General features: G+C 40.4%; 14 protein-coding genes. 10 read left to right on the top strand and 4 right to left on the bottom strand.

All coding sequences use genetic code 11. The features are described 5' to 3' along the window. Positions 1-2 precede the first annotated feature (2 nt). From F994_RS15810 to F994_RS15785, 6 genes are all read left to right on the top strand, one after another. Entirely contained in the window at positions 3-833 is an 831-nt protein-coding gene (locus tag F994_RS15810) for a MetQ/NlpA family ABC transporter substrate-binding protein (protein WP_004651614.1), read from the top strand. 9 nt (positions 834-842) lie between these two features. After that, entirely contained in the window at positions 843-1,679 is an 837-nt protein-coding gene (locus F994_RS15805; protein WP_004651613.1) for a MetQ/NlpA family ABC transporter substrate-binding protein, read from the top strand. An 11-nt stretch (positions 1,680-1,690) separates the two neighbouring features. Further along, positions 1,691-2,761, top strand: coding sequence for a methionine ABC transporter ATP-binding protein (locus tag F994_RS15800; RefSeq protein WP_004651612.1), 1,071 nt, complete (start codon positions 1,691-1,693; stop codon positions 2,759-2,761). Continuing rightward, positions 2,742-3,401, top strand: a complete 660-nt coding sequence (locus F994_RS15795) for a methionine ABC transporter permease (RefSeq protein ID WP_004651611.1) — start codon at positions 2,742-2,744, stop codon at positions 3,399-3,401. The genes F994_RS15800 and F994_RS15795 overlap by 20 nt, the downstream gene beginning before the upstream one ends. A gap of 113 nt (positions 3,402-3,514) precedes the next feature. After that, a complete protein-coding gene (ychF, locus tag F994_RS15790; RefSeq protein WP_004651610.1) occupies positions 3,515-4,606 on the top strand; it encodes a redox-regulated ATPase YchF in 1,092 nt (363 codons plus the stop codon). A 192-nt stretch (positions 4,607-4,798) separates the two neighbouring features. After that, the gene (locus F994_RS15785; protein ID WP_034697302.1) at positions 4,799-5,203 is read left to right on the top strand and encodes a hypothetical protein; all 405 of its coding nucleotides are present in this window, start codon (positions 4,799-4,801) and stop codon (positions 5,201-5,203) included. Positions 5,204-5,265: 62 nt separating this feature from the next. On the opposite strand, the gene F994_RS15780 is transcribed toward F994_RS15785, so the two are convergent. After that, the gene (locus F994_RS15780) at positions 5,266-5,799 is read right to left on the bottom strand and encodes an Mpo1 family 2-hydroxy fatty acid dioxygenase (protein WP_004651608.1); all 534 of its coding nucleotides are present in this window, start codon (positions 5,797-5,799) and stop codon (positions 5,266-5,268) included. Positions 5,800-5,894: 95 nt separating this feature from the next. Here F994_RS15780 and F994_RS15775 point away from each other — a divergent pair, with 95 nt between their 5' ends. Next, positions 5,895-6,593, top strand: a complete 699-nt coding sequence (locus F994_RS15775) for a Crp/Fnr family transcriptional regulator (RefSeq protein WP_004651607.1) — start codon at positions 5,895-5,897, stop codon at positions 6,591-6,593. A 96-nt stretch (positions 6,594-6,689) separates the two neighbouring features. Here F994_RS15775 and F994_RS15770 read toward each other — a convergent pair whose 3' ends face one another. From F994_RS15770 to F994_RS15760, 3 genes are all read right to left on the bottom strand, one after another. Then, positions 6,690-8,828, bottom strand: a complete 2,139-nt coding sequence (locus F994_RS15770; protein WP_034697299.1) for a TonB-dependent receptor — start codon at positions 8,826-8,828, stop codon at positions 6,690-6,692. A 438-nt stretch (positions 8,829-9,266) separates the two neighbouring features. Then, the gene (locus tag F994_RS15765; RefSeq protein WP_004651604.1) at positions 9,267-9,452 is read right to left on the bottom strand and encodes a hypothetical protein; all 186 of its coding nucleotides are present in this window, start codon (positions 9,450-9,452) and stop codon (positions 9,267-9,269) included. A gap of 203 nt (positions 9,453-9,655) precedes the next feature. After that, positions 9,656-10,138, bottom strand: a complete 483-nt coding sequence (locus tag F994_RS15760) for a hypothetical protein (protein ID WP_004651603.1) — start codon at positions 10,136-10,138, stop codon at positions 9,656-9,658. Positions 10,139-10,235: 97 nt separating this feature from the next. Here F994_RS15760 and F994_RS15755 point away from each other — a divergent pair, with 97 nt between their 5' ends. The 3 genes from F994_RS15755 to purT all read left to right on the top strand — a co-directional run bounded on the left by F994_RS15755 (position 10,236) and on the right by purT (position 12,697). Then, positions 10,236-10,991: an AzlC family ABC transporter permease gene (locus tag F994_RS15755; protein WP_004651602.1), complete on the top strand. Its 756-nt coding sequence runs from the start codon at positions 10,236-10,238 to the stop codon at positions 10,989-10,991. Continuing rightward, positions 10,981-11,328 (top strand): L-valine transporter subunit YgaH, encoded by a 348-nt coding sequence (gene ygaH / locus F994_RS15750; protein WP_004651600.1) that lies wholly within the window; start codon positions 10,981-10,983, stop codon positions 11,326-11,328. Before F994_RS15755 ends, ygaH begins: the two co-directional genes overlap by 11 nt. A 163-nt stretch (positions 11,329-11,491) precedes the next feature. Next, positions 11,492-12,697 carry a formate-dependent phosphoribosylglycinamide formyltransferase gene (gene purT / locus F994_RS15745; protein WP_004651599.1) on the top strand — a complete coding sequence of 402 codons (1,206 nt, stop codon included), beginning with the start codon at positions 11,492-11,494 and terminating at the stop codon, positions 12,695-12,697. The last annotated feature ends 24 nt before the right edge of the window (positions 12,698-12,721 follow it).

The following is a 12,721-nucleotide window of genomic DNA, read 5'->3' as shown; positions in this document are numbered from 1 at the left end:
GCATGGCACAAACAGCAAAAACCAAATTCGCCCTTATTGGGGTGATTATTGCCGCAGTCATTATTGGACTGGTGGTGTGGAATCAACAAAAAAAATCGGGTTCAGATGAACTTGTGATTGGCATTAGTCCATCGTTTGCCAAACCGTTACAAGTCGCAGTAAATGAAGCCAAACAACAAGGTTTGAATGTCAAACTGGTCGAATTCTCTGACTGGAACACGCCCAACATCACCTTAAATCATGGTGATATTGATGCCAATTTTTTTCAGCATCAACCCTTTTTAAGCAATGCTTTAAAAGAAACGGGCTTTAAACTCAAAAGCTTTGCTGCCGGTGCTGCCACGCATGTTGGCTTATATTCTAAAAAATATAAAAGCTTTGATCAGCTGCCACAAAGTGCCACAGTTGCCATTCCTAACGATCCTGTAAATCAAGGTCGAGCATTATTACTTTTGCAACAAGCCAAGCTCATCACTTTAAAAAATCCTGAAAATTATTTATCGAATTTATCTGACATTGCCAGCAACCCTAAAAATCTACAATTTGTTGAAGTAGAAGGTCCTCAAACAGCTCGTGCGATTGACGATGTCGATCTGGCTTTTGGCTATCCACATTACTTACGTTTGGCTAAAACTGCCGATCCTGAAAGTGCATTATTGTTCGATGAAAACACCAATAAACGCTACGCCATTCTGTTTGTGGTGCGTGAAGATTATCAGGACAAAGATGACAAATTGAAAAAATTCGTCAGCATTTATCAAAACTCAGCTCAAGTGCAACAAGCTTTGAATGAAGATTTTGGTGCAAAACTTTGGTTTCCGGGCTGGAAATAAGGAATGATTATGTCTATTTCTACATCCAAAAATCTTAAAATTTGGCTGATTGCACTCAGTGTCATTGTTGTGATTGCAGGTCTTTCAATTTATCGCTATAGCAACAGCCAAAGCCAGCAAGACGTTCTAAAGATTGGCATTAGCCCACCCTATGCCGAACTGTTAAGAAGTGTCGCTGACGAAGTCAAAGCACAAGGCATTCATGTCGAACTGATTGAATTTTCAGACTGGCAAGCACCCAATGTTGCAGTTCAAAATGGCGATATTGATGCCAACTTTTTCCAGCAAAGTGTGTTCTTAGCCAATGCCGTGCGTGAAACAGGTTATGACTTGCATGCCTTTGCCAAAGGTTCAGGCAGTCATGTTGGCTTATATTCGAAAAAATATCAGTCGCTTGATCAAATCCCAAATCAAGCCAAAGTGGTCGTGCCGAATGATCCTGTGAACTTATCGCGTGGCTTAACGCTATTGGCGCGTGCAGGTTTGCTCTCGGTAAAAGATGTCAACAATGAATTAACCACACTGCAAGACATCACCAGCAATCCGAAACAACTCAAGTTAATTGAAGTTGAAGGTCCACAAACAGCACATGCTTACAACGAAGCAGACCTGATTATGGGCTTTCCACATTATTTAAAAATGGCAAAAGTCGCTGACCCAAATTCAGCCCTCTTTATTGACCCAGTGGATAAAAAATACGCCATTTTATTTGTGACGCGTAAAGACTACCAAGATGAAAACCAAAAGCTGGCCCTATTTGTAAAAGCTTTCCAAAACTCGGCCAAAGTTCGTGAAATTTTGAATAAAGATTTTGGACAAAGCATGTGGTTTGAAGGCTGGAAATAAGGAGAATAACAATGGTGAGTTTTGGTTCACAAATCGACTTTTCAGTACCACATATTAAAATTCGACAGTTGAATAAGTTTTACCATGTGCAAAATACGCAAGTGCATGCCTTAAAAAATATCCATCTGGATATTCCTCAAGGCAAAATACTGGGCATTATTGGTAAAAGTGGTGCAGGTAAATCATCCTTGCTGCGCACCTTAAATGGATTGGAACAGGCCAATGAAGGCAGTATCCATATTCATCAACAAGAAATTTCCGCATTAAACCATCATGACTTGATTCAGTTGCGCCAGAAAATTGGCATGATTTTTCAGCATTTTAATTTAATGTCAGCTAAAACCGTTTGGGAAAATGTCGCGCTACCGTTAAAAATTTCAAACTTTAACAAGGCGGACATTGAACAACGGGTTAATGAAGTGCTTGAATTGGTTGGACTCAGTGATAAAGCCGAGCATTACCCTTCACAGCTTTCAGGTGGACAAAAGCAACGGGTCGGTATTGCCCGTGCGTTGGTCAGCCATCCTGAAATTTTACTCTGCGATGAAGCCACTTCGGCACTCGATCCTGAAAGTACCTCGGTGGTACTTTCCCTGCTCAAGGAAATTAATCAAAAACTGGGAATCACCATTGTGCTGATTACCCATGAAATGCAAGTGATTCGTGAAATTTGTGATCAAGTGGTGGTGATTGATCAGGGCGAAATTGTGGAATCAGGGCAAGTTTGGTCAGTATTTTCCAATCCTCAACAAGCCATTACCCAAGAGTTACTCAATCTTGAACAATTGGATCTACCCTTTACGCTTTACCCAGCATTAGATGGCTTGGTCACACAAAGTATTTTAAAACTCAAATATGCCAGTGAAGCCAAACATTCTCCTGACCTTGCCCATCTTTTAAATCAATTTGGGCATGCAGTGCATTTGTATCAAAGCCATATCGATAGCATTCAAAATCATTTGGTTGGCACTTTAATTGTCGGCGTGGCTGATTTAAATATTGATCTGCAACACCTACAACAACAATTCAAAAATCAAATTGCACATGTAGAGGTATTGGGCTATGCACGACCAACTTATTGATCTTTTGATCACCGGCACCATCGATACCTTATTAATGGTCGGCGTTTCCGCATTTTTTGCCTTGCTGATTGGTCTACCCATGGCAGTCATTTTGGTCAACACCTCGGAACACGGTATTTATCCATCAAAAAGTATTAACCAATCTTTAGGTTGGATGGTCAACATGACTCGCTCTGTGCCATTCCTAATTTTAATGGTGGCACTGATTCCACTTACCCGTCTAATTGTCGGCACCAGTTATGGGGTCTGGGCAGCGGTTGTTCCACTCACCATTGCAGCAACCCCTTTCTTTGCCCGTATTGCCGAAGTCAGTTTGCGTGAAGTCGACCAAGGCTTGATTGAAGCCGCTCAAGCCATGGGCTGTAACCGTAAGCAAATTGTGTGGCATGTCCTTCTTCCCGAAGCACTACCCGGAATTGTGGCCGGCTTTACCGTGACCTTAGTCACCATGATTAACTCCTCAGCCATTGCAGGTGCCATTGGTGCAGGTGGTTTGGGTGATATCGCCTACCGTTATGGCTATCAGCGTTTTGATATGCAAATCATGCTTGCCGTGATTGTGGTGCTTATTATTTTGGTGATGTTGGTACAAATGGCTGGAGACACGCTTGCCAACCAACTGGACAAACGCAAAATTTAAGCCCACTTGCATTTCAGTTGTTTTCAATAAACATGAAAGCCATGACCTGACTTTGTCATGGCTTTCATGTAAAATCAGCCACAATTTTTAAATTATACGTTGTGAGTCATTTCATGGGTTTTAATTGCGGTATTGTCGGCTTGCCGAACGTGGGTAAATCTACACTTTTCAATGCATTGACTAAAGCTGCCATTGCTGCAGAAAACTTCCCGTTCTGTACCATCGAACCGAATACAGGAATTGTACCTGTACCAGATCCACGTTTAGACAAATTGACTGCGATTGTAAAACCACAACGTGTTATTCCAACATCTATGGAATTTGTTGATATTGCAGGTTTAGTTGCGGGCGCGTCTAAAGGTGAAGGCTTGGGTAACCAATTCCTTGCCAATATTCGTGAAACAGATGCGATTGCTCACGTTGTTCGTTGTTTTGAAGATGAAAACGTAATTCACGTCAATGGTAAAATTGACCCACTCGATGACATTGCGACCATCAATACTGAACTTGCACTTGCTGACCTTGAAGCCGTTGCCAAAGCGATTACACGTTTATCTAAATCTGCAAAAAGTGGCGACAAAGAAGCCATTGCGGTCAAAGCAATCTTGGAAAAAATCCAGCCTTTACTTGACGAAGGTAAACCAGCACGTGCAGCTGACCTTGATGATGACGAACGTAAATTGGTTCGTGGTTTTGGTTTAATGACTTTAAAACCAACCATGTACATTGCGAACGTGGCTGAAGATGGTTTTGAAAACAACCCACACTTAGATGCAGTTAAGAAATTAGCGGCTGAAGAAAATGCCATTGTGGTTCCACTGTGCAACCAGATTGAAGCTGAAATTTCTTTGCTTGAAGATGAAGACCGTGCTGAATTTTTAGAGGCGATGGGCATGGAAGAACCGGGTTTAAACGTGGTGATTCGTGCAGGCTACTCACTGCTTGGCTTACAAACTTATTTCACTGCGGGCGTACAAGAAGTTCGTGCTTGGACAGTTAAAGTCGGTGCAACTGCACCTCAAGCGGCAGGTGTCATTCACACTGACTTTGAAAAAGGCTTTATTCGTGCTGAATGTGTAGCCTATGATGATTTCATCCAATACAACGGCGAAGCTGGCGCGAAAGAAGCAGGCAAATGGCGTTTAGAAGGTAAAACTTACGTGGTGCAAGACGGCGACGTTTTACACTTCCGTTTTAACGTATAAGTAGTCTCTAATCTAGAAAAGCCCTGATTTTAATCGGGGCTTTTTTATTAGCTTAAACCAAGCTTAAAAATAGCATTAAATGACAAATGAATACGCTAACCACTTGAATCTCACACAATATTATTACTTTTATTGTTCTGTATTATCGGTAACTTAATCACAGGCACTAATGCCTGTATAGAATAATCGAAAATGAAAAAGATCAGCACATTTATTGCAGCAGGCTTGTTCACCATGCTTAGCGCAACTGCATTTGCATGTCCACAAGGGACAACATTAGCAGGTGGTTCAGGCCCAAATCATAAAGGTGGTAAATGTGTTCCGGCCACTGCAACGACTAAACACGATAAGATGGCAAAACAAGACAAAATGATGAAACACGATCAAATGGGGAAACAAGACCAGATGATGAAAAAAGATCAAATGGGGAAACATGATCAGATGGGGAAACAAGACCAGATGATGAAACATGATCAAATGATGAAACAAGATTCAATGAAAACCAATAATATGGCTGATAAATCTCATAAAGCAGCTCCAGTCGCAGATGCACACAAAGCTAAAACTGAGACCCACAAAGCAGTGAAGACCCAGTAAATAATCAGATATACAAAAAGCCAGTGCATTACACTGGCTTTTTTATATTTTGAAGCAATCACCTAACTGATATGTATAGACTTCGCATCCATTTCAGCACGTAATACATGGGCATGATCCAACATCCGTTGCTCTAGCTCCTTACGAAAACCGAGCATAAAAACCATTTCCGCCAAGACAAATAATGGGCCAACAGCAAGTCCCACAAGATCATCCATAAAGGCTGGTTTTTTCTTTTCATAAAAATGACCAATAAACTGAAATACCCATCCGACGACAAAAATACCAATACTTAAGCTTAACCAAGCCGCAAATTCTAGATGAGCAATTTTTAAAGCCAAAGGATATGCAGCAAACAAAACAACCAACATGATGAATGCAAAAATACGATCCAGACTAAAATAATAAAGACTCGTCACCACAATAAGCCCCAAAGCCAGCGTCAGTTCCATACCTGACAGCATAAACCCAGCCCTTGCGGTTAAACAAAGAATAGAAAAAACAATCAAAGGAATACCGACAAAATGAGTCAAAATATTTTTATGGTCTAAGTGATATGCCGCATATTGGCTCAGCAACTGTTCTAATTTGGTCATGTGATTCTTCCTTGTTACACTATGCTTGCACTATATAAAAATATGAAAGACAAAGTTGTCGGCTAAATGACAACTCACAGCAAAAAGGAATTGATGTGTTTGAAGCAAAGGATATCCATCATTTAGAAAATAATACGTGGTTTTCTCAACTACCACCTATATTCAAAGCATTTATCTTAAGCCATGCCGTTCAACAAAATTTTGATAAAGAACAAGCCATTTTCCATTCGGGTGATGCTTTTAATGGTCTTTATGCCGTTTTAAAGGGTTCTGTTCGCTTAGGCTATATTGATATTGAAGGTAAAGAATCGGTGGCTGCAATTGTAGAGCCGATTATGTGGTTTGGTGAAATTTCCTTGGTCGATGCCCAACCTCGCTCACACGATGCCATCGCCATTCAAAAAAGTTTAATTTTGCATATTCCAAGTGGCGCAATTCAAAAACTACTCCAAGAACAGCCCATTTTCTGGTATCACATTGCGCAATTAACCAGTCAGAAATTGCGGTTTGCTTTCTTAGAACTAATTTCAATTCAAACTCAAACGTTAAAGCAGCGTTTAGCCCAACGCCTGATGTTTATTTTAAATGGTTATGGCAACCATCTGATGATTGAAAAAAACACCATTCATTTATCTCAGGAACAATTGGCGCAGATGCTGACGTGCTCTAGACAAACTGTAAATCAGGAATTGCAGGCTTTGGAAAAGCAAAATATTTTGCGTCTCTCCTTTCGGAAAATTGAAATTTTAGACCTTGCAGAATTACATCGTATTGCGCATGTTGTTGCTGAATAAAATACACATTAGAGGTGCCTTTTAAGCAAACACAAAAAAGCCACCTTAGTTATTAAGATGGCCAGATGCTAGTTAAACATGCTTTAACATTGCAGCTTAAAACTCATAATTCACACGCAGTAAAGCACTTCGCGGTGTACCCGGCATTGAACTTGAACGCCAGTACTCTTTATCAGTTAAATTGGTTAAGGCTAAAGTAACATTCCAAGGGTTTGCACTATAACCAATGGCCGCATCTGCTCGATTAAAACCTTTAAGTTTTTGAGTGTTTTCCACATCGTTCCATGAATCGCCAACCTTGGTCACGCCAATTTCGGCATACCATTGCTCTGTAGGCAAATAACGCACAAAAAGATTTCCTGTTTGCTTGGCTGTTTCTTTTAAACGATTGCCCACTAGCTCAGGTTTTTCTTTATTTTGTTTAACCGTTGCATCTAAGAAGCTATAACCTCCACGGACATAGACATTGTCCAATACGCGACCAATAAAGCTAAACTCTGCACCACGTGACTGATGCTCACCACCGACAGCCCAGACATCGGGCTCTTTATCCTTATTTGGAATATAACGAATATTATGTTTACGAATATCATAGACCGAAAACTGCGTGGTTAAGCGCTCATCCATCCAATCACTTTTAAGCCCAATTTCATATTGGTCACTGTATTGCGGTTCAGCGTCGAAGGTATTTAAATTCTGTGAAGCGCTGATCACGCTAATGCCCATTTGACCACCAAAGGGTGCAAAACTTTTACTATAAGATGCGTAGATACTTTGTGATTCAACGGGTTGCCAAACAACACCAATATTTGGACTGACCGATTGATCACTGACGGTACGCTTGTAATCCTGATCAGTTTCAGACTTCAACTTATTGCTGGTTGAGTTTTTATAATAATCATAACGCAATCCCAGCATCAATTTAACTTCTGGAACAATGGTGATTAAATCCTGTGCAAACACCCCATAACTTGTGCCTTGATTATAATTATGCTGCGTAATGAGCGGATTGTCCGCCCGATTACTAAAACGATCCCCCGTTAGCGGATTAACAAATCCATAAACTAAAGTGCCATCGCTATTTTTATTGGCCAGTTTGGGTTCACGTTGCTCATAAGATGCATCTATGCCCAGCAACACTTGATGTTGAAATGCGCCAGTATTAAATTTGCCTTTAACGTCAAACGTTGTTGATGTGGTTTTATTACTGGTCTGTTGCCAATAATAGTTTTGATCAATATATCCTTTATAACAGCCCTTATTTGTTGCTGTGGCTGGCTGATCTGCGGTACACATTTTACCTACATAAAAATGGTCAAAATCTTGATCGGCTTGTCTATAGCTGGCAGCCCAATGTAGCGTCCAGTCTGGCGCAAAGGTATAACTTAAATCGGAACGTAAGGTCTGAGAAGTATCATTGACATAATCACCGTCCTGAGCAAAGCCCATGTCACGCGACGTTCCTGATGGTAATTCAAAGAAATTGGGTCCGCGATCTGGGACACGGTGCAAACGGTCATAGGTATATTGCCCTGTCCAAACCAAACCCTTTTGATTATTAAAGGTCACACTGGGTGACAACATCAGCTCATCACTGCTAATGCCTTGACGGAAACTATCCGTTTTATAAACATCGGTCGTTAAACGCGCCGCCCACTGATCAGAAATAACCTGATTGACATCTAACGTGGTTCCAAGATGATTAAATGATCCCTTATAAATTCCAACACTGCTTTTCGAGTCAAAATTGGCATATTTACTCACCATATTTATTACGCCACCACCTGCACTTCGCCCATACAGCACAGAAGCCGGACCTTTTAATATTTCAATCCGTTCAATATTGGCTGTACTGCGTCGTACTTGCCCACTTTCACGCACACCATCACGGTAAATATCACTCATGTCTGCCTGAAAACCACGCAGCTTAATTCCATCGCCACGCATATCATAGGCGGTATCGACACCCGGCGTGCCTTGAAGCATGACGCTTAAATCATTCGATCCATAGATTTTATATTTTTGTACATCGATCGTATCAATGGTTTGTGGAATATCTTTTTTATCCAAACCATTACGCGTCACACTGGCTTGTTTATAGTCGACATAGGTTTTTACAGGATCTTGCGCACTCATGGCTTCAATAGCAATGGTCGGAAGAACTGAGGTTGTTCTGCTTCTTTCTGCCGAATCAAAATGTTCATTGGCAAAAGTGGAGTGAGCACACGCTATCATTAAGCTAAGTAGACTCAACTTTAGAATTCGCTCTGAATGTGTGTGTTTAAAAGCTAAATGTGGATGACCAAAAAAAGACGGCATAAATGGGAGGCATGGTAAAAATTTACCGAATACTAATATAAATGATAATTATTTTCATTACTAATCATATACAGAATCTCCATTTTTTACCCAAGCTATTCATTTCATTTAAAATTACCCCCAATTGTTTGTTGTTTTTTTCAGCAGTACATCATCCAATTAAACTTTACTGTTATTTAAGCTGTGTCTTTGGCATAGACAAAAAAAAAGCCCTCTCGTCAACATTATTGCTTAAAGCGAAATAATCAACGATTGAACTTTTTTGCTGAAAATACTTATGCCCAATATGAATCAGCTTTTCATATGTTTTGAAACTACATTAAATGTAGAACAAAAATTTAGGCCTTTTCCACTTTAAGATAATAACTGGCAGACATTCACCTCATCAAAACCATTACGACAAGGTGCTATATCTCGTTCAACATTTAAAGATGCGGCAGGAATCACCTGTGCTTTTTCTGTCGTAACCACCGTTTGAACGCTACTACATGCACTCAGAAAAAATACCAGACTTATTGAAAAAAACACTTTATTAAACATATCACCCCAATTTACCTAATAATTAAAAAACCAAACAATGATTTAATATTTATTATTATACATAAATTATCACTTTATGATAATTCAATATATTTATTAAGTGATCGCTTTATTCTCTTACTGATTGTTTAAAACTATAAGTATAAATATCTCCCTCAAAATTTAGATCAAAAAAACGAGGCCAGTGCCTCGTTTTATCTTGATCAAACCCCTTTCTTTTTAGGATCTGTATTTCCAAGTTCAGGGTGTTCGATTGCACCTCTACATTGTGCTTTATCACGCTCATAATCGGCTTGTTTTTGCGCCACCGAATTGGTTTGATCAATACTTTCACGCGCCCAAATTTCTAAACTGGTTAATGCTTTACGGCATAACGCATATTTACCTTCAGTCACAGAATCCGTCATTTTGACATTAATGCGCCAATCGGTACTCAACTTACGGGCAGGTTTACGGACTTGATCTTCTAACAGATCCAATTTTTGCGCATAAACCAAACCATCGACTTGATTGATAAAGTTCCAAGCGTGTTGTGCATAAGTGGTCGCATCATTGGTAAGTTTAGGTGCAGACTTAATTTCAACTTTCTGCTCAGGTTGTCCTGAAGAATGACCACAAGCTTGCAATGCAAAAGTACTGCACAGTACAGAAACCATCACTATTGCACGTGATTTGAACGCAAACATATCAGCTGCCTATACAAACATTTCGGCACTATGCTAGTGAATTCGGATAGAATACTCAATCATCATTTGCCCCATTGTTTAACTCTTTAGGTGTGTCGTGTCTGAGCACAAAATTCCTCCAGTACAAGCTGCTGGCTTTTGGCAAGGCGCTAAAGACAGTCAAGCCATTATTTTTACTTATCTTCCCGTTTCTTTTGCTTTCGGTGTCTCTGCGACACAATTCGGCTTTAGTTCTTGGGAAGCGCTGTTTTTATCCTGTTCGATGTATGCCGGAGCCAGCCAGTTTTTAGTGGTGGCTTTACTCGGTAGCGGTACGTCTATTTGGATGACCGCACTGACAGTCATTGCTTTAGATATTCGCCATGTGCTTTATGGCCCTGCCTTACAAAATTTAATTCAAGATAAATTAAACTTAAAAAAAACGGCCATTTGGTCATGGGGACTGACTGACGAAGTTTTTGCCTCGGGCATGATTAAACTATCGCAGCGTCGTCAAGAATGGTCCGAATCTTGGATGTTGGGTTTAAGTTTATTTAGTTGGATGTCTTGGGCTTTAGGCTCTTTTTTAGGTGGTTTATTTGCCGACCAAGTCAGTTCTTTACCACAATTTTTACAAGCGGCTCTAGACTTCTTATTACCTGCACTGTTCTTAAGCTTCCTGCTTGCCGCATTTGAAAAGAAACATACTTTTATTGTTGCTGTGTGTTTAATTGTTTCGGCCATCACCTGTTATTTTATTAATTTATCTGCTGCCATTTTTATTGGGATTTTATCAGGAATTCTGGCCGGCTTATTTAAACACTATGTTTTAAAACAACATGATGATGCGTTTGGAGCACCACATGAATCTTGAAATCATTTTAGTCGGCATTATTGTCGGGATTGCGAATTTCATTTCTCGTTTTGGCCCATTTTATGTCATTCAAAAACATCAACAAAACTCACAAAAACGCGGTTCGGTTTGGATTAAAATTGCATTAGGCAGTATTGGTATTGCTGCCATTAGTTCAATGCTCGTGGTTGCAACACTCCCCCCTCTAATCGAAACACCCAATAAAAGCGCTGCCATGCTGGTCGGTTTTATCACTTTAGCAGGACTATATTTTAAATTTAAACAAATTGTCGCTGCAACACTCACGGCGGCTGTGGTCTATGGTTTAGTTTATACCTATCTGCCCGTTTCATTTTAACTCCTTTATACAAGTCCCTCTTTTATAAAGAGGGATTTAGGGAGATTTCAATCAACTTTATAAATAAAATTGTTAGACAATATCATTATTTTATGTGAATCAAGCCTTAACAGCGAGAACAGTTCTGCTATGCTAAAAGACCACTTTAGCAAGGACGATTTATATGAGCGTGACCATTGGTACTCCCCTTCAATCTTCTGCTTTTAAAGTTTTATTGTTAGGTTCGGGAGAATTAGGTAAAGAAGTGGTGATTTCTTTACAACGTCTAGGTGTAGAAGTTCATGCTGCTGACCGTTATGATCATGCTCCTGCCATGCAAGTTGCGCATTATTCTTATACTTTAAATATGGCCGATGCCGAAGAACTCAAACAACTGATTCAACAAGTAAAACCTCATTTAATTATTCCTGAAATTGAAGCCATTGCGACACAAGTTTTAGTCGACATCGAACAAGAAAATATTGCCACCGTTATTCCTTCTGCAAAAGCCGTTAATTTGACCATGAACCGCGAAGGCATTCGCCGCCTTGCAGCGGAAGAATTAGGTTTACCGACATCGGCTTATCGCTTCGCTGACACGCTGGAGTCTTTCCGCGCAGCTTGTGATGATATTGGCTATCCAAACTTTGTAAAACCTGTTATGTCATCTTCAGGTAAAGGTCAATCACGCGTTAAAAGTTTTGACGAAGTTGATGCCGCTTGGGAATATGCGCAAACTGGCGGTCGTGTCAACCAAGGCACCGTAATTGTCGAAGCACAAATTGATTTTGATTTTGAAATCACCCTACTGACGGTTCGTGCTAAAAATGCGGAAACAGGTGAAATTGAAACCCAGTACTGCGACCCAATCGGACACCGTCAAGACTCAGGTGATTATGTCGAAAGTTGGCAACCTCAAGCCATGACGCAAGCGGCATTAGAAGAATCAAAACGCATTGCTAACAAAGTCACAATCGCCTTAGGCGGCTGCGGTATTTTTGGGGTTGAACTGTTTGTCAAAGGCGATCAAGTATGGTTTAGTGAAGTATCACCTCGCCCGCATGACACAGGACTGGTGACCCTTGCTTCGCAATTTCAAAGTGAATTTGAACTGCATGCACGTGCCATTTTAGGCTTGCCAGTGAACACAACACGCCATAGTGTGGCGGCAAGTGCAGTTATTTACGCAGGTGTAGATGATCACAATCTCTCATTTTCTGGCTTAAATCTTGCTTTATCTAATCCAAACACCGATTTACGCCTGTTTGGTAAACCCGAAGGTTTTAAACGTCGTCGCATGGGCGTTGCAACCGCACGTGCTGAAACGACGGATCAAGCACGTGAACTCGCACTACACACCGCGACTCAAGTCAGTGTTCACCAAAACTAAAATTGCAACCTTATTTACGGACCA

It is taken from the genome of Acinetobacter bohemicus ANC 3994 (genome assembly GCF_000367925.1).
GTDB lineage: Bacteria > Pseudomonadota > Gammaproteobacteria > Pseudomonadales > Moraxellaceae > Acinetobacter > Acinetobacter bohemicus.
The sequence above is the reverse complement of the archived record's forward strand: the minus strand, read 5'-3'. Positions and strand labels throughout refer to the sequence as shown.

What these genes read in the sequence shown, in the direction of transcription:
- F994_RS15810 (WP_004651614.1), top strand. Translation starts at nt 3, where the DNA reads ATGGCACAAACAGCAAAAACCAAATTCGCCCTTATTGGGGTGATTATT.
- F994_RS15805 (WP_004651613.1), top strand. Translation starts at nt 843, where the DNA reads ATGTCTATTTCTACATCCAAAAATCTTAAAATTTGGCTGATTGCACTC.
- F994_RS15800 (WP_004651612.1), top strand. Translation starts at nt 1,691, where the DNA reads ATGGTGAGTTTTGGTTCACAAATCGACTTTTCAGTACCACATATTAAA.
- F994_RS15795 (WP_004651611.1), top strand. Translation starts at nt 2,742, where the DNA reads ATGCACGACCAACTTATTGATCTTTTGATCACCGGCACCATCGATACC.
- ychF (WP_004651610.1), top strand. Translation starts at nt 3,515, where the DNA reads ATGGGTTTTAATTGCGGTATTGTCGGCTTGCCGAACGTGGGTAAATCT.
- F994_RS15785 (WP_034697302.1), top strand. Translation starts at nt 4,799, where the DNA reads ATGAAAAAGATCAGCACATTTATTGCAGCAGGCTTGTTCACCATGCTT.
- F994_RS15780 (WP_004651608.1), bottom strand. Translation starts at nt 5,799, where the DNA reads ATGACCAAATTAGAACAGTTGCTGAGCCAATATGCGGCATATCACTTA.
- F994_RS15770 (WP_034697299.1), bottom strand. Translation starts at nt 8,828, where the DNA reads ATGATAGCGTGTGCTCACTCCACTTTTGCCAATGAACATTTTGATTCG.
- F994_RS15765 (WP_004651604.1), bottom strand. Translation starts at nt 9,452, where the DNA reads ATGTTTAATAAAGTGTTTTTTTCAATAAGTCTGGTATTTTTTCTGAGT.
- F994_RS15760 (WP_004651603.1), bottom strand. Translation starts at nt 10,138, where the DNA reads ATGTTTGCGTTCAAATCACGTGCAATAGTGATGGTTTCTGTACTGTGC.
- ygaH (WP_004651600.1), top strand. Translation starts at nt 10,981, where the DNA reads ATGAATCTTGAAATCATTTTAGTCGGCATTATTGTCGGGATTGCGAAT.
- purT (WP_004651599.1), top strand. Translation starts at nt 11,492, where the DNA reads ATGAGCGTGACCATTGGTACTCCCCTTCAATCTTCTGCTTTTAAAGTT.